This is a genomic window from Mycolicibacterium flavescens (genome assembly GCF_001722335.1).
Lineage (GTDB): Bacteria > Actinomycetota > Actinomycetes > Mycobacteriales > Mycobacteriaceae > Mycobacterium > Mycobacterium flavescens.
This window is the reverse complement of record NZ_MIHA01000011.1, coordinates 91,325-109,040: the sequence shown is the minus strand read 5'-3', so window position 1 is coordinate 109,040 and position 17,716 is coordinate 91,325. Positions and strand designations below refer to the sequence as shown.

10 protein-coding genes are annotated in these 17,716 nt (G+C 66.3%); 6 read left to right on the top strand and 4 right to left on the bottom strand.

Annotated features, from left to right (window positions below; translation table 11 throughout):
- The 3 genes from BHQ18_RS16205 to BHQ18_RS16195 all read left to right on the top strand — a co-directional run.
- The coding region (locus BHQ18_RS16205) for a beta strand repeat-containing protein (RefSeq protein ID WP_069414653.1) at window positions 1–4,336 on the top strand (4,336 nt) is incomplete at its 5' end.
- Between the two features lie 43 nt (window positions 4,337–4,379).
- Window positions 4,380–5,060 (top strand): TetR family transcriptional regulator, encoded by a 681-nt coding sequence (locus BHQ18_RS16200; RefSeq protein WP_069414652.1) that lies wholly within the window; start codon window positions 4,380–4,382, stop codon window positions 5,058–5,060.
- A gap of 25 nt (window positions 5,061–5,085) precedes the next feature.
- Window positions 5,086–5,874: an enoyl-CoA hydratase/isomerase family protein gene (locus tag BHQ18_RS16195; RefSeq protein WP_069414651.1), complete on the top strand. Its 789-nt coding sequence runs from the start codon at window positions 5,086–5,088 to the stop codon at window positions 5,872–5,874.
- Here the strand turns inward: BHQ18_RS16195 and BHQ18_RS16190 are convergent.
- Together BHQ18_RS16190 and BHQ18_RS30140 are read right to left on the bottom strand one after the other, a co-directional pair.
- A complete protein-coding gene (locus BHQ18_RS16190; RefSeq protein WP_069414650.1) occupies window positions 5,840–6,610 on the bottom strand; it encodes an SDR family NAD(P)-dependent oxidoreductase in 771 nt (256 codons plus the stop codon). The genes BHQ18_RS16195 and BHQ18_RS16190 overlap by 35 nt on opposite strands.
- 28 nt (window positions 6,611–6,638) lie before the next feature.
- On the bottom strand, window positions 6,639–6,962 hold the full coding sequence (locus BHQ18_RS30140) for an RNA-binding protein (RefSeq protein ID WP_084294108.1): 324 nt from the start codon (window positions 6,960–6,962) through the stop codon (window positions 6,639–6,641).
- A gap of 553 nt (window positions 6,963–7,515) precedes the next feature.
- Here BHQ18_RS30140 and BHQ18_RS16185 point away from each other — a divergent pair.
- The 3 genes from BHQ18_RS16185 (at window position 7,516) to BHQ18_RS16175 (ending at window position 15,109) form a co-directional block, all read left to right on the top strand.
- On the top strand, window positions 7,516–9,480 hold the full coding sequence (locus tag BHQ18_RS16185; RefSeq protein ID WP_084294107.1) for a glycoside hydrolase family 2 protein: 1,965 nt from the start codon (window positions 7,516–7,518) through the stop codon (window positions 9,478–9,480).
- Between the two features lie 339 nt (window positions 9,481–9,819).
- Window positions 9,820–14,049, top strand: a complete 4,230-nt coding sequence (locus tag BHQ18_RS16180; protein WP_131815697.1) for a cadherin-like domain-containing protein — start codon at window positions 9,820–9,822, stop codon at window positions 14,047–14,049.
- A gap of 208 nt (window positions 14,050–14,257) precedes the next feature.
- Window positions 14,258–15,109: a DUF8017 domain-containing protein gene (locus tag BHQ18_RS16175; protein WP_069414648.1), complete on the top strand. Its 852-nt coding sequence runs from the start codon at window positions 14,258–14,260 to the stop codon at window positions 15,107–15,109.
- 1 nt (window position 15,110) lies between these two features.
- On the opposite strand, the gene BHQ18_RS16170 is transcribed toward BHQ18_RS16175, so the two are convergent.
- Together BHQ18_RS16170 and BHQ18_RS16165 are read right to left on the bottom strand one after the other, a co-directional pair.
- Window positions 15,111–15,974: a pseudouridine synthase gene (locus tag BHQ18_RS16170; protein WP_069414647.1), complete on the bottom strand. Its 864-nt coding sequence runs from the start codon at window positions 15,972–15,974 to the stop codon at window positions 15,111–15,113.
- On the bottom strand, window positions 15,971–17,710 hold the full coding sequence (locus BHQ18_RS16165) for a glycerol-3-phosphate dehydrogenase/oxidase (protein ID WP_069414646.1): 1,740 nt from the start codon (window positions 17,708–17,710) through the stop codon (window positions 15,971–15,973). Before BHQ18_RS16165 ends, BHQ18_RS16170 begins: the two co-directional genes overlap by 4 nt.
- Between the last annotated feature and the right edge of the window lie 6 nt (window positions 17,711–17,716).

Sequence of the window (17,716 nt, the reverse complement as noted above, 5' to 3'; positions counted from 1 at the left end):
CGAAGGCGACCCCCTCGAAGCCATCCTCGTCAGCGGCCCGGCCAACGGCACCCTGACACTGAACGACGACGGCTCGTTCACCTACACCCCGGACGAAAACTTCAACGGCACCGACACGTTCACCTACAAGGTCAACGACGGCACCGAGGACTCCGACACCGCGACCGTCACCATCACCGTCAACGCGGTCAACGACGCACCGACCACCACCGACACCGCGGTCACCGTCGACGAAGACGACACCTACAACGGCGCCGTCCCGATCTCCGACATCGACGAAAACGACACCGCCACCGTCACATTGGGCCAGAACGTCACCAACGGCACCCTCGTCCTCAACACCGACGGCACCTACACCTACACCCCCACCACCGACTTCAACGGCACCGACAGCTTCACCTACACCGTCACCGACAGCCAAGGCGCCACCACCACCGGCACTGTCACCATCACCGTCAACGCAGTCAACGACGCACCGGTCACCAACGACACCGCGGTCACCGTCGACGAAGACAACACCTACAACGGCGCAGTCCCGATCAGCGACATCGACGAAAACGACACCGCCACCGTCACATTGGGTCAGAACGTCACCAACGGCACCCTGGTACTCAACCCGAACGGCACCTACACCTACACCCCCACCACCGACTTCAACGGCACCGACAGCTTCACCTACACCGTCACCGACAGCCAAGGCGCCACCACCACCGGCACCGCCACCATCACCGTCAACGCAGTCAACGACGCACCGGTCACCAACGACACCGCGGTGGAGGTCGACGAGGACAGTCCCTACAACGGATCGATTCCCGTCTCCGACGTCGACGGCGACACCACCACCGTCACCGTCGACCAGAACGTCACCAACGGCACCCTGGTACTCAACCCGAACGGCACCTACACCTACACCCCGAACGCCGACTTCAACGGCACCGACTCGTTCACCTACACCGTCACCGACGGCAACGGCGGCACCGCTACTGGCACCGTCACCATCACCGTCGCCGACATCAACGACCCACCGGTCGCCAATGACGATGCGGTCGAAACCGACGAGGACCAGGAATACGTCGGTACCCTGCCCGTCTCGGACACCGAAGACGACACCTTGACCACCAACGTGGTGACCGGCCCGAGTAACGGGCAACTTGTCGTGCGCCCCGACGGGACCTACACCTACACCCCGAACGCGGACTTCAACGGCACCGACAGCTTCACCTACACCGTCACCGACAGCGACGGCGCCACCAGCGGCGAAGCCACCATCACGATCACGGTTGAAGCCCAAAACGATGCACCGATCGCCGGCGATGACACGTTCACCATCGACGAAGACCACCGGATCGACGCCGACGTTCCGGTGAGCGACGTGGACGATGATCCGCTGACGGTCGAGCTGGTCGACGGCCCGGCGAACGGCACGTTGACACTCAACCCCGACGGCACGTTCACCTACACGCCGAACGCCAACTTCAACGGCACCGACAGCTTCACCTACACCGTCAACGACGGCACGGTGACGAGCGAAATCGCCACCATCACAATCGAAATCAATGAGGTCAACGACCCGCCGATCGCGACCAACGACAGCTACTCCGTCGGCGAGGACGGTCAGCTGACGGGCAACGTCCTGGACAACGACACCGACGTCGACCGCGACCCTGTCACGGCCACTCTCGTCTCCGGCCCGGCCAACGGCACGTTGACCCTCAATCCGGACGGCAGCTTCACTTACACGCCGAACGCCAACTTCACCGGGACCGACAGCTTCACATACCGGACGTCCGATGGCGAGCTCGACAGCAACACCGCGCTGGTCACGATCGCGGTGACCGAGGTGAACGACCCGCCGGTGGCCAACGACGACTCGTTCACCACCGATGAGGACAGGCAGCTGACCGGTAACGTCCTGGATAACGACACCGACGTCGACGGCAATCCGCTGGGCGCCGTGGTGGTTTCCGGACCGAGCAACGGCACGCTGACACTCAACGCCGACGGCACGTTCACCTACACCCCGAACGCGAACTTCAGCGGAACCGACACCTTTACCTACGCCGCGAGCGACGGCAGCCTCAGTGACACCGCGCTGGTGACCATCTCCGTCACCGCCGTCAACGATCCCCCGGTCGCGACCAACGACAGCTTCACCGGCACCGAGGACAACCCGGTCAGCGGCAACGTATTGACCAACGATGTCGATGCTGACAACGACACACTCACCGCCGCAGTGGTTTCCGGACCCAGCCGTGGGACGTTGAACTTCAACCCTGACGGCACGTTCACCTACACGCCCAACGCGAACTACAGCGGGACCGACAGCTTCACCTACTCGGTCAGTGACGGTCAGGGCGGCACGGCAACCGGCACTGTCACCATTACCGTCAGCGCGGTCAACGACGCCCCGGTGGCCAACAATGACTCGTTCGTTACCGATGAGGACTCGCCGTTGGCGGGCAATGTCCTGGACAACGACACCGATATCGAGGGCAATACCTTGACCGCCGCAGTGGTTTCCGGACCCAGCCGCGGGACGCTGAACTTCAACGCGGACGGCAGCTTCACCTACACGCCCAACGCGAACTACAGCGGGACCGACAGCTTCACCTACTCGGTCAGTGACGGTCAGGGCGGCATCGCGACCGGCACCGTCACCCTCACCGTCACCGCGGTCAACGATCCGCCGGTCGCCAACCACGACAGCTACACCGTCGCCGAAGACGGTGAGCTACAGGGCAATGTCCTGGACAACGACAGCGATGTCGACGGCGACGAGCTCAAGGCCGTCCTGGTGTCCGGACCCAGCAGCGGCTCACTGACCCTCAACGAAGACGGCACGTTCACCTACCGGCCGAACGCCAACTTCAGCGGCACCGACACGTTCTTCTATCGCGTCAACGACGGCACGGTCAACAGCAGCACCAGGAGCGTGACCATCTCCGTCACGGCGGTGAACGACCCGCCGGTGGCCGGCAACGACTCCGTGACCACCAACGAGGACACCGCCTACAGCGGCAACGTGCTGAGCAACGACAGCGACGTCGACGGAAACCCGCTCACCGCGACACTGCGCACCCAGGCGACCAACGGGAGCGTGACGCTGAACTCCAACGGCACTTTCACCTATACGCCGCACGAGAACTGGAGCGGCGCGGACAGCTTCACCTACACCGTCTCCGACGGGCAGGGCGGTACCGCGATCGGCACCGTCAGCATCACGGTCACTCCGGTCAACGACCGCCCGGTTGCCGGCAACGACGGCTTCTCTGTCGACGAGGACGGTGTGCTGACAGGCAATGTGCTGACAAACGACACCGATGTCGACGGCACCATCCAGTCCGCCAGCGTCGTCACCGGGCCGACGCGCGGAACGCTGGAATTCAACAGCACCACCGGCGCCTTCACCTACCGGCCGAACGCCAACTACAGCGGGACCGACAGCTTCACCTACACCGTCACCGACGGATCACTGACGAGTGAGGTTGCGACGGTGACGATTACGGTGACGGCGGTCAACGACGCGCCGGTGGCCAACAACGCATCGCACACGATCAACCAGGCCACCAACGGTCAGCCGACCGTGTTCAACGGCACCCTGTCGGGATCCGACGTGGACAGCTCGTCGCTGACCTACACCATCACCAACCCGCCGCAGAACGGCACGATCTCGAACTTCAACCCCTCGACCGGAACGTTCACGTTCACGCCGAGCGGCCCCGGGACCGCCAGCTTCACCTACACCGTCAGCGACGGCAGCGCCACCAGCAACACCGCCACCGTGAGCTTCACGATCGTCGACAACGTCGCGCCGACGCCGGTGACGGTGCAGGCCACCAACGGCAGCGGCGGTACGGTGAGCAGGCTGGACCAGGGCGACACGATCGTCTACACGTTCAGTGAACCGATCGACCCGAACACCATCATGGCCGGTTGGAATGGCAGCGCGACCACCGTGACGGTCAGGGCATACGAAGGCGATCTTGTCCTCGGCCTCCTCGCCCCCGACTCTCTGCAGGTCTACAACGCAGCCAACAACCAGGAACTGAACCTGGGCACGGTCAGCCTGGGACGCACCGACTACGTCAACTCTCTTCTGGGTGTGCTGCTCGGCAACCACCTGCGCTTCAGCAATTCCACGATGGTCATGACCGGCAACACCATCACGGTCACAATTGGCGCGGACTACACGCCCGTCGGTGTAATCAGCCGAGGCACGGCCGGCGGCACCGGGACGCTGACCTGGACGCCGTCGTCGGGCGTGACGGATTCCGCAGGCAACCCCCTCGCCTCCGGACCGGTCACCGAATCCGGCCCGGCGGACCGGGACTTCTGAGCGGGCGCATAACGCGTGAGTGAACGCTTGTACGCTGGATGACGTGGAAAGTCGACCAAGCTCGCGGTCGAGCCGCTCCCGCTCCGGCCGGTCCAAAGCCGCCCGCGACACGCTGACCCGCGAGCAGCGCAAAGAGGCCACCCGCCAGGCCATCATCTCGGCCGGGCTGAAGCTTCTCGAGGACCGCAGCTTCTCGGCGCTGAGCCTGCGGGAGGTCACGCGTGAGGCCGGCATCGTCCCCGCCGCGTTCTACCGCCACTTCGAGAGCATGGAAGCACTCGGCCTCGTTCTGATCGACGAGTCCTTCCGCAGCCTGCGCGACATGCTGCGCGGTGCGCGGGCCGGCAAGCTCGACCCCAAGCGCGTCATCGAGTCCAGCGTCGACATCCTCATCGACGGCGTCAACGAGCGCCGCGAACACTGGCGCTTCATCGGCCGCGAACGCAACAGCGGAGTCTCGGTGCTGCGCTACGCGATCCGCACCGAGATCCGCTTGATCACCTCAGAACTCGCCATCGACCTGGCCCGCTTCCCCGGCCTGAACACCTGGAGCGGCGAGGACCTCAATATCCTGGCCACCCTGTTCGTCAACGCGATGATCGTGATCGCCGAAGCCATCGAGGATGCCCACGACCAGGCCGCCCTCGACGAGATCAAGCGCGTCGCCGTCAAACAGCTGCGGATGATCGCCGTCGGCGTCTCGGGATGGCGCAGCACCATCTGAAACCCCGCGGCGCTAACGTGTGCCCATGTCCGACCTGGAACTGCACTACCCGCGCCCCGACATCGCCGTGCTGACGCTCAATCGGCCCGCCAAACTCAACGCGCTGTCGTATGAGTTGGTCTGCGATCTGCACACCACGCTGGACCAGATCCGCGCGAACAACGACTGCCGGGTCGTCGTGCTCACCGGCGCCGGCCGCGGTTTCTGCTCGGGGCTCGACCTCACCGATCCGAACCCCAATAAGGCGAGCGAGGGCATCGACTTCCCTCGCTCCGGCATGCGCTGGCAGGAACTGATCGCCGAACTGACCGCCAAGCTGCAGCGGCTCCGCCAGCCGGTCATCGCCGCGGTCAACGGTGTCGCCTACGGCGGCGGCCTGGGCATCGCAGCGGCCTGCGACATCCGCGTCGCCGCCGAGTCCGCCCGGTTCTGTACACAATTCATCAAGCTCGGCCTCGGCGGATGCGACATCGGGGTCAGCTACACGCTGCCGCGGATCGTCGGCGCCGGCCCCGCCTTCGACCTCATCCTGACCGCCCGCACCATCGATGCGCAGGAAGCCCTGCGGATCGGTCTGGTCTCCCGGATCTCCGCCGACGGCACCGTCGTCGACGATGCCCTGCAGATCGCCGAAACCCTCTGCAGCTACGGCAAGTTCGGTGTCGAATCCACCAAGCAGGTGTTGTGGGCCAACCTCGAGGCGCCCAGCTTGGAGGCCGCGCTGCAGGTCGAGAACCGCAGCCAGATCCTGGCGTCGACCAGCGGAGAGATGCGCGAGGCTAGCGAGGCGTTCCGCCGCCGTCGACGATCATGACCGTCCCGGTGATGTAGCTGCCGGCATCCGACGCCAACAACAGTGCCGTGCCGACAATCTCGTCCGGTGACGCCAACCGCTTCAGCAGCGTGCTGTTGGCCATCGCGTCGATCGCCTCCTGCGGGTTGTTGCGCATCATGTCGGTGTCGACAGGTCCGGGCGCAATCGCGTTGACGCGGATCCCTGACGGTGCGAATTCGGCGGCCATCGACCGGGTGAACGACAGCAGCGCCGCCTTGTTCGACGAATAGATCGCGGTGAACGGCGCGAAGTTGAACGCGCCGACCGAGATCATGTTGATCACCGCTGCATTCGCGCTCTCCTTGAGGTACGGCAACGCGGCCTGCACCAGGAACACCGGTCCGCGCAGGTTCACCTCGTAGGACTTGGTCAGCGCCTCGGCCGTCATCTGACCGAGCGGTTGCGCCAACGCGTTGGCCGCATTGTTGACCACGACGTCGACCCCGCCGAACTCGTCGGCGGTCCGCTGCACCAGCGCCTCCAACGCATCCACCTCGCCCAGGTGCGTCGGCACCCCGAGGGCCTGCCCGCCCAGATCTCGTAGATGCTGCGCAGTCTGCTCACATGCGTCACGCTTGCGGCTTGCCACCACCACCCGCGCTCCCGCGAGCGCGAAACCCTCGGCCATCGCGAGGCCGATACCCCGGGTGCCGCCCGTGACGATCACGGTGCGGTCCGTCATGTCGAAGAGCTTGTCGAACGAAGCGCGGTCCACGGTTGTCAGTCAAGCAGATTGACCGGATTCAGATGCACCCGCTCACGCTGACCCGCCGTCCCACGCTGGCGCACACGTTCACGTTGGGCGCCGGCGGCACGTACACCGGCGGAGGTGGTGGTGGCGGAGGCGGCGGTGGAGGCGCCTCACCGGGCGGCGGCGGAGGTGGAGGTGGGGGCGGTGGCGGGGTCAGGGCGTCGTTGAGGTAGGACAACGGATCTGCGCACCCGGTGACGTCGACGTGCCTGCCCCCGACCGACCCGCACAGCGTCGCCTCGGCGGTCGGCGGGGTCAGGTTCACCAGCCCACCCGCGATCGCGGCCGTCGCCGCGCACAGCACGATCTTGCGCACGTTCCCTCCTTCGCGCCCGCCGCGTTGACGGATTGGTCAATTGTGTCAGCCGCCTGCTTCCGGCGGGCCGTAACGAACCCGGACACCGGGTCGATGTGTTGGGCGATGCCTTTCTCCGCACCCCTTCCCCCGAACGGCTCCGACCGCCGACCGCAGGCTTCGTCGATATAGTGAGCCGGTTTAGATTTAATTTGCTCGTCGACTTGACCGACACCGTGCTGCGCGGCAGCTACGAACCCGCACGAGAGCAACGGAAACCGCACGGCGCGCCCCGCCCCTCGTGGCGTACGGCGTAGCGAGATGTTAGGCTCGCCACGCACTCAATCTTCGCATCAGCGCAGTAATACCGGTGATGACACCCGCAGGAAGCGACGTCTGCCGACGTCGCTTCTGATTCGCCAGTGGTGGACCACAGACGGCCGCCGCAGCCAAGACACCGAAGTGTAGGGAAATGCCGGATTCCTTTGTGGACCGCTGCTGCCTAAGTTTGCTGCGAAGACCGAGTGCGCCGCGCACCATCACTACTCGAAGTTTCCAGCAGGGGGGACTGAACATGGCCGAAGTCACGCCGAGAGCCCGTCGACGGTGGTCGGCGCTGACGCGAGCGGCCGTCGCCGCGGTGGCTGTGGTCGCCGCACTGGCAACCGTCCAGGTGCCGGCGCACGCCGCGGAGGCGTGGCAACGGCAGAGCGCGCCGCTGTCGACGCCGTGGACCCATCTGGTCGGGCCGAACAACGCGCTGCCGGAGTACCCGCGCCCGCAGATGGCGCGGGCGCGGTGGCTGAACCTCAACGGCGTGTGGGCCTACACCGGTCGGTCCGGCGAGGACGCGTCGGCCGCGGCACCGTCGGTGCGCGAGTACGACGAGCGCATCCTGGTGCCCTACCCCACCGAGTCGGCGCTGTCGGGCATCAAGCGGCACGACGATCAGATGTGGTACCGCAAGGTCTTTGAACTGCCGGGCACCTGGCGCGGCCAACGGGTCCTGCTGCACTTCGGCGCCGTCGACCAGACCGCCACCGTCTGGGTCAACAACAAGAAGGTCGCCCACCACGAGGGTGGGTACACCGCGTTCAGCGCCGACATCACCGACGCGCTGCGCTGGTCCGGTTCACAGGAGATCGTGGTGCGCGCCGAGGACCGCAACGAGGACAACCCGTTCGCCGTCGGCAAGCAGCGCAACGAACCCGAGGGCCTGTTCTACACCGGCGCCTCGGGAATCTGGCAGACCGTCTGGATGGAACCGGTGCGCGCGACGCACATCGACAAGCTCGACATCGCCTCGGATCTCACCGGTTTCACGGTCACCCCGCGGGTCACCGGTGTCACCGACGAGCGCGCCGAGGTGATCGTGTCGACGCCCGACGGCAAGACGCTCGCACGTTCCTCGGGCGAGCCCGGCAAGCCGGTCCGCGTGAAGGTGCCCGAGCCGCGGTTGTGGACACCCGAGGACCCGTACCTGTACGACCTCGAGGTCAAGCTGGTCAGCCCGGAGGGCAAGGTGGTCGACGAGGTCGCCAGCTACGGCGGGCTGCGCACCATCAGCACCGTGCCCGATCCGCAGGGCCGGCCGCGAATCGCGTTGAACAACAAGATCACTTTCCTGCACGGGCCGCTGGACCAGGGCTACTGGCCCGACGGCATCTACACCGCGCCCACCGATGACGCGCTGCGCTTCGACCTCGAACGCACCAAGGCGCTCGGCATGAATTTCGTGCGCAAGCACGCCAAGGTGGAACCGGCGCGCTGGTATCACTGGGCCGACAAGCTGGGGCTGCTGGTGTGGCAGGACATGCCGTCGCTGGACGTCTCGCTCGACATCCCGGTCGGTCCCGCACCGGATCCGTCACCAGCCGCCAAGGTCAACTTCGAACGCGAACTCGTCGCGATGGTCGACCAGTTGCGCAGCGTCACCTCGATCGTCGGATGGGTGCCGTTCAACGAGGGGTGGGGTGAGTTCGACACCGCCAGGATCGCCGGCGTCACCAAACGCGCCGACCCGACCCGCATGGTGAACGCCAACAGCGGCGTGAACTGCTGCAAGTCGCGGCCCGACACCCGCGCCGGCGACATCTACGACGACCACACCTACGTCGGGCCGGGGCGTCCGGTGCTGCACGACAATCCGACGACTCCGCGCGACGAGCGGCTGAACCTCGGCGATCGGCCGGTACCGCTCGAGCACCGCGTGGTGGTCGACGGCGAGTACGGCGGCCTCGGGTTGGTCCCGCACGGCAACCGCTGGCCGGGCAAACCGCAGGCCTACGAAATGACCGACAGCCGAGCGCGTTTGACCGAGCGCTACGTCGAGGTCAGCCGCGATCTCGAAGACGCGGTGCGCCGCGGCGGCCTGTCGGGGGCCATCTACACCCAGACCACCGACGTCGAGAACGAGGTCAACGGTTACATGACGTATGACCGGTGGTTGGTCAAGATGTCGCTACGCACGGTCGCCGAACGCAACCGTGCGGTGATCGCGGCCGGTTCGGTGGTCGACCCGCCCGAGCGGCGCCGGTAATTCGCTGGAACTGTATCCGCCCGTCGACGATGATTGGCGGCCCGGTTACACCGGTCCGCACGGCCGAGAACAACTTCATCGCTCGTCGAGCCGCGGTTCTGCGAGGACCCGCCAGAGGCGTATCAGAGCAAATTGCTATATGTCGAAATAGAGCGGTAGAGCGAGTTCAGCAAAACTGTCGACATCGGGCCGTGGTCGCGGGCAAACGAGACGGCACCCTCGCCTAGGTTTTGACGGAAATGTAGGGAAACCCCCGATTCCTCGACGGACTCCTTGGCCATATGTTTGCTGAACCCGCAACGTGCGGTGTGTCAGGTCAACGACCGGGGGGAATCCGCCATGATCGCTCAGCCCAATCGTTCCGTCGGTACCGCCGGTCGCCGCCAGCGACGGCGTCTGCGTGGCGACGCCGGTCGGCCCGGCGAGTTGATCCGCGTCGGGCACGTCGGAACAGGCGGTGCGGGATACGGGCGCTACGTCGGCCGGGTCGGAGCTCTGGCAGTGGCGCTCGGTGTCGGGCTTGCCGTGGCGACCACCGGACCCAGCATCGGCCTCGGGACCGCACACGCCGAAGACGGTGAATCGGACACCTCGCAGAACACCCCCGACACAACGCCCAACAACGAAGAACCCACCCACGTCGAGCCCCCGGCGGCCGGTGGCGACGGTCCCGGTCAGCCCGGCGGTGATCCCGGTGACAACGGTGCCCCGGAGATGAAGGTCAGCGTCAGCGGTGGAGCGCAGCTCAGCGGCCAGCCCGAGGAGGGCGAGGAGCAGAATGAGGGCGGTGAGCAGGAGCCGCCGGCCACGGACGAGACTCCGGCCACCACGACACCGGCTCCCGAAGTGACCGCGACACCCCCGCCGGCAGATCCGCCGGTTCAGGCTGCACCGCCACAAACGAAAACTGTTGCACGGCAGTCCGCTCCGACTGTCAAGCCGCAGACGTTCGCGCCCGTCCTGTCAACACAGTCCCTGGCGCCGGCCGGGGCCGACAAGAACGCCGGTGCTCTGGCCGGAGGTATCACCCAGGGCGGGCAGCTTGCCACGTTCTCGCTGACGAACGACTCCGAGCAGGAGCTACAGTCCCTGGTCACCACCTCTGCGCCCGGAACACCGTCACCCGCTCCGGTGGTCCGGCAGCCGTCGAACCCCATCGAAGCGCTGATCGGCGCTCCCGTCGCGCTGGTGAACATCGCGGTCACCGCGGTGACGTCGTTCTTCTCAGGAATCCTGGCGCCGGGACCGGACACCCCGGCTCCGCCGATGATGCTGTTCGCCGTCCTCGGCTGGGTGCAGCGCGAACTGCAGCGCACGTTCTTCAACCAGAACCCGACGGCCGTGGCCGACGCGATCACCACGTCCGAAGACACCGACGTGGATATCACCGTGTTGGACAACGACATTGATGCCGACCGGCCTGCAGGTGACGTGCTGACGGTCACCGACTACACCCAGCCCACCAACGGCTCGGTGGTGCTCAACGACGACGGCACCTTCACCTACACCCCGAACGAGAATTTCACCGGTGAGGATTCGTTCTCCTACACCGTCTCTGACGAGGCGAGCCCGTGGCATCTGCACGGTCTAGGAGGGTTCTTCGGCGGCGGTGGGCACAGCTCGACGACGACGGTCACCGTCACGGTGGGCGCGGTCAACGATGCTCCGGAGGCACTTGACGACAACTTCACCACCAATGAGGACACCGCAGTCGAAGGCGCGCTGCCGGACGGCATCGACGTCGACGGTGACAGCTTGACCTACGAGATCACTCGGCCGCCCGAGCACGGCACCATCACCGCGTTCGACCCGGTTACCGGCTCGTACACCTACGTGCCCGACGCGGACGACCTCGCCGAGGGCGAAACCCGCGAGGACTCCTTCGATTACGTCGTCAACGACGGCGACGTCGACAGCAACACCGCCACCGTGTCCATCGTCATCACCGGCGTCAACGACGCACCGGTCGCGGCCGACGACGAGTTCACCGTCGACGAAGACTCCACGCTGACTTTCACGCTGGACGACCTGCTGGAAAACGACAGCGACGCGGAGGACGACCCGCTGACGCCGTTCGTCAACACGGTGCTGACGCCGCCGAGTCACGGGACCTTGACGGTGGTGGGCAATACGTTCACCTACGTTCCCGATGCCCAATCCCTCGACGACGGTGAAGAAGTCACCGATACGTTCACGTACCTGGTGACCGACGGCAACACCGGTATGAGTTCGGTTGCCACCGTGTCGATCACCGTCACAGGCGTCAACGACGCACCGGAGGCTCTGGACGACTCGTTCACCACCGACGAGGACACCCCGGTCGACGGTGTGCTGCCCCCGGGCACCGATGTCGACGGTGATGAGTTGACCTACACCATCATCGACGGACCGATCAACGGAGTCATCACCGACTTCGATCCCGCTACCGGCGCCTACACCTACACCCCGCTTCACGGCACCGTCGTCGGCGCTGACGGCGGAACGATCACGCTCGACGATCCCGCGCAAGTCACCCAGGGGACCGCCTCGGGCCCCGCGGCTTACTGGGGCGCTTTTTACGGACCACATACCTACGTCGCGACTACCTTCGTACCTGCCAGCACTCGGACCTACGAGTTCAGCCAGCCCGAGATTCCCATCGACACGGTGCTGCACGTCTACCAAGGCGAATTCGACCCCAGCGACCCCGGCGCCAACCGGATCGCCTACGACGACGACTCGGGCGGCGATCTTCGGCCCCGGCTGTCCGTTCCCCTCACTGCGGGACAGCAGTACACCATCGTCATCTCGAACTACTACGCGCCAGCTGATCTCGGTCTACCCCTCACCGTGTACACCGACGGCCCAGGCGTTTTCCAGGCTGTGAACGCCGACGCACTGGACGACGGCGAAGAACTCACCGACAGCTTCACCTACGTCGTCAACGACGGGGACGTCGACAGCGCCCCTGCCACGGTCTCGATCACCATCACCGGAGTCAACGACGCCCCCGAGGCGGCTGACGCGTCCTTCACCACCGACGAGGACGCCGCTGTCAACGGTGTCCTGCCCCCGGGCACCGACGTCGACGGCGAGACGCTTACCTACGAGATCGTCGACCAACCAGGCAGCGGCACCATCACCAACTTCAACCCCGCCACCGGCTCCTACACCTACACACCCGACGCCCAAGACCTCGGCGCGGGCGAAACCCGCACCGACAGCTTCACCTACGTCGTCAACGACGGCGATGTCGACAGCGCACAAGCTACGGTTTCGATCACGATCACCGGCGTCAACGACGCGCCGGTGGCGGTCGGCGAGGGCCCCTTCGACACCACCCAGGGTTCGTCGCTTCCGCTGTCTGTGGCCGACCTGCTGGCCAACGACACGGATGCCGATGGTGACACGTTGACCATCACCGGTGCCAGCGCCGCGAACGGCACCGTCACCGGTGTCGGCACCGGCACGTTGACCTACACGCCAAACGCCACCTTCAGCGGCGTGGACACCCTCACCTACACCGTGTCCGACGGCAATGGCGGCAGCGATACCGCCACGGTGAGTGTCAATGTCGCCTCCACCAACACCATCCTCAACGTCGGCGACTCACCCACAGACATGGTGGTGATCGGCAACCGGCTGTATGTGACCAACTACAACAGCGGCACCGTGACCGTCGTGGACATCGACACCAACACGATGATCGACACCGATCCGAACACATCCGGAGTGCAGGCAATAACAGTCGGCACCCACCCAATCAAGCTGCGGCTGGTCGGAAATCGCCTCTACGTCAGCAACTATGGTGACGGCAGCGTCTCTGTAATTGACACCACGGCGAATACGCTCATCGATACCGATCCCATCCTCGCGGGCGTCCAGTCGATTGACACGGGCAGCTCAGCGGGGCACCTGGCGCTCTACCTGAACAAGCTTTTCGTCACGAATGCACTCGACAACACCGTGTGGGTGATCGACACAAACACGAACACGGTGATCGACGCCAATCCGGCCATAGCCGGCGTGCAGCCGATAAGCGTCGGGCAGGACGGCCCGTTCGCCGCATTCGTCAGCGGCAACCTCCTCGTCGTCGCGAACCATTACGACAACACGCTCGTTCAGATCCGGACTGTCTCGCTCGAGCTTCACGACATCGATCCCGCGCCCGGCGTCCAGGCCACGATCGACGATCTCAGCTTGTCCGGTGCCCGCGGTATCGCTTTCGCGGTCGTCAACACTCACCTTCACGTCTACACCGCGAACGCAAACGGGACAGTGACGGTGGTCGACTTCGCAAACAACTACGCCGAGGTCGACGCGGATTCGTCAACCCCAGGCGTACAACCCATCAACGTCGGCGGCGGGCTCCTTGCCAATATGGTTATCAGCGGTAACCGGTTGTACGTCGCCAACTACGGCTACAACCGAGTTGAGGTCATCGACATCACTACGAATACGGTGGTCGACACCATCGCGGTCGGTGACGAACCATGGGGTGTTCTCGTCGACAACAACCGGCTGTTCGTCGCCAACCGTGGAGACGGCACCGTCACGGTCGTCGACATCACGCCGCCGAACGCGGTCTGACGCCCACATCGACGAGGACGCCGCAGACCAAACGAACCCGGCCCCGAGGTCCCGCAGCTCAGTGTGAGTGGCGGGGCTTCGGCTCTGAAGCAAACCGCCCCATCGGCACCGACGGCGCACTAGGCTGCCGAAAGTTGGACTCACGGGGGCTGCAGCGGTCGAACGACGCACCCTCACCACCGCCGCATGATCAATCACGGAGCGACTTTTGAGCTACCCCACCCCCGGGCCGATCCCGCCGGGACATGACTACCCCGGCTACCACCCCGGCCGGCAGCGACGCACGCCGTGGTTGTGGATCGCGCTGGCGGTCGCCGTCGTGATCATCGTGGTGCTCTCGGCGGTGTTGATCGCCCAGAACAGCGGCGACGAACCCGCCACCGCGACACCGGCGGCACCCGCACCCTCGTCGGCGATCCAGCCCGGCCCGTCGGATTCCATCCAGCCGCCACAGAGCACCAACGCCGGTCCGTCGATGACGTGCGACGGCTACACCGCCTCGGTCGACGAGACGTCGCAGCCTGGTTGGAACGCCACCATCAACCGGTACGGCCTGGCGTACGCCGCCCCGCCGGACTGGACCATCGCGGCGTGCGGTGTGCGCACCGGGTGGGCGCAGCCTTGCCCCGAAGGGCAGTGCGTCATCCGCGAACTCGGCGCGGTGGCAACGGTTCCGAACCCCGCCTGCACCAAGCAGAACCTCGCGATCGCCGGCGTCACCGGGTCGAAGAACCCCGACATCCGGGCCGCACTCGACGAGGAGATGCAGACGGTGGCGCCGATCTACACCCGCGACCGGAAGACGCCGAACATCGAGTACGCGCCGATCCGGGAGTTCAGCATCGGCCCGCACCCCGCCGTGCAGACCGTCGCCACCGTCACCGGCATCGCCACCAGCGAGTGCACCGGGCCGTCGGCGTTCCACAGCATCGTCGTCACGACGGTCCCCAAAGTCGAGGGTTCGGTCGTGTTCGTCATCTCGCTGCGCGAGGGCTCCACCGCCAGCCCCAATTCGAACGTCATCAACGAGATGGTCGACACCCTGCGCAGCCCGGCCTGACCTACAACGAGCGGGCGCTGACGAATACCCGCGGCCGGCCGCTCAGCGGATCCTCGAACTCCAACCGCTGCGCCAACAGCTGCAGCGGGCGCGAGAAGTCACCGGGCGCGACGTCGAGAACCTCCGGGTACAGCGGGTCTCCGTAGATCGGCAAGCCCAGCGAGTTCATGTGGACCCGCAGCTGATGGGTGCGTCCGGTCGTCGGTGTCAGCCGGTACAACCCGGCCCCCAAGCTCGCCACCACGGTCTCGGCGTTGGGCGGCCCGCAGGTTTCGACCGCCTGTAATGAGCCGCGCCGCTTGACGATCCGGCTCCACACCACCTGTGGGAAACGCAGCGTCTCGTCGACGCGGGCCCGCGCGAGATACGTCTTGGTCACCTCGCCGCGCGCGAACAGCGTCTGATACGCGCCCCGCACCTCGCGCCGCGCCGTGAACACCAGCACCCCGGCGGTCAACCGGTCCAGCCGGTGCGCCGGCGACAGCTCGGGAAGATCCAGCGCGCGCCGCAACCGCACCAGCGCGGTCTGCGCGACGTGTCCGCCCCGCGGCATCGTCGCCAGAAAATGCGGCTTGTCCACCACGACGATGTCGTCGTCGCGATACAGCACCGGGATGTCGAACGGCACCGGCACCTCGTCGCGCAGTTCCCGGTACATGTACACGAATGCCCCCGGCGGCAGCACCGTGCCGGGCGTCACCGGTGTCCCGTCGGCGCAAACCACCTCGCCGGCAAACACTTTCGCCGCAGCCGCCTCACCGAACCGCGACGCCAGCTCGACCAGCACGGCACCGCCGCGCAGCCGCACCCTGGCGGGCCCCAGACCGTCGCGCACCGGCAGCGGCGCCGGTCGGGACCGTCTCAATTCAACGGCACCGGCTCGAGGATCTCGGCGCGCGCCTCCGGCGCGGCCACGCGCAGCGCGTCGGCCGACTCGTCGTCGGGTTCCTGCTGCGACCGGATCTCGGCATCCACCCTGGCCAGGTAGGTGTTGACTTCGCGGTCGACGTCCTCGGCGCTCCAACCCAGCACCGGCGCAACGGTTTCGGCGACCTCGCGCGCACAGTCCACCCCGCGGTGCGGGTACTCGATCGAGATCCGCATCCGCCGGGCCAGAATGTCCTCGAGATGCAGCGCGCCCTCGGCGGCCGCCGCGTACCACGCCTCGACCTTCAGATACACCGGCGCCTCGGTGATCGGGGTCAGCAGCTCGGGACGACCCTCGGCCATCTCGAGCACCTCACCGATCAGAGAGCCGTACCGGTCCAGTAGATGCCGTACCCGGTACGGGTGCAGGTCGTAATGCTTTCCCACACTTTGGGTCTGGTTGATCAGCGCGAAGTAGCCGTCGGCGCCGAGCAGCGGCACCTTCTCGGTGATCGACGGCGCCACCCGGGCGGGCACGAACTCAGCGGCGGCGTCGATCGCGTCCTCCCCCATCACCCGGTACGTCGTGTACTTGCCGCCGGCGATCGCCACCAGGCCCGGCGCGGGCACCGCGACGGCGTGCTCACGCGACAGCTTCGAGGTCTCCTCGCTCTCGCCGGCCAGCAGCGGGCGCAGGCCGGCGTACACGCCGTCGATGTCGTCGTGCGTCAACGGGGTCGCGAGCACGGTGTTGACCCGTTCGAGGATGTAGTCGATGTCGGCCTTGGTGGCCGCCGGATGCGCCAGGTCCAGGTTCCAGTCGGTGTCGGTGGTGCCGATGATCCAGTGCGTACCCCACGGGATGACGAACAGCACCGACTTCTCGGTGCGCAGGATGATCGCCACCTCGCTGACGATCCGGTCGCGCGGCACCACGATGTGCACCCCCTTGGAGGCGCGCACCCGGAACCGGCCGCGCTGCTTGGACAGCGCCTGGATCTCGTCGGTCCACACGCCGGTGGCGTTGACCACGACGTGGCCACGCACCTCGGTGACCGAGCCGTCCTCGGAGTCGCGCACCTGCACGCCGATCACCCGGTCACCTTCGCGCAGCAGCGCCACCACCTGGGTGGAGGTGCGCACCACCGCGCCGTAGTGCGCCGCGGTGCGGGCGACGGTCATGGTGTGGCGGGCGTCGTCGACGACGGTGTCGTAATACCGGATCCCGCCGATCAGCGAGGACCGCTTCAACCCCGGCGCCAGACGCAGCGCACCGGACTTGGTCAGATGTTTCTGCGCGGGAACGGATTTCGCGCCGCCGAGCTGGTCGTAGAGGAAGATGCCCGCCGCCACGTAGGGCCGCTCCCACCACCGGTTGGTCAGCGGGAACAGGAACGGCAGCGGTTTGACCAGATGCGGCGCCAGCGTCGTCAACGACAGCTCGCGCTCGTACAGCGCTTCGCGCACCAACCCGAACTCCAGCTGCTCGAGATAGCGCAGCCCACCGTGGAACATCTTCGACGACCGGCTCGACGTGCCGGACGCGAAATCTCGGGCCTCGACCAGCGCGACCTTCAGACCGCGCGTCGCCGCGTCCAGCGCCGCGCCCGCGCCGACCACACCCCCGCCGATCACCACCACGTCGAACTGCTCGCTGCCCAACCGCTTCCAGGCATCAGCCCGCTGTTGGGGGCCCAGCAGGGTGTGTCCGCTGGCGGGAATCGGCTCACTCACCGGGAT

Coding starts and splice junctions, on each gene's coding strand:
- BHQ18_RS16180 (WP_131815697.1), top strand. CDS start 9,820: ATGATCGCTCAGCCCAATCGTTCCGTCGGTACCGCCGGTCGCCGCCAG.
- BHQ18_RS16195 (WP_069414651.1), top strand. CDS start 5,086: ATGTCCGACCTGGAACTGCACTACCCGCGCCCCGACATCGCCGTGCTG.
- BHQ18_RS16185 (WP_084294107.1), top strand. CDS start 7,516: ATGGCCGAAGTCACGCCGAGAGCCCGTCGACGGTGGTCGGCGCTGACG.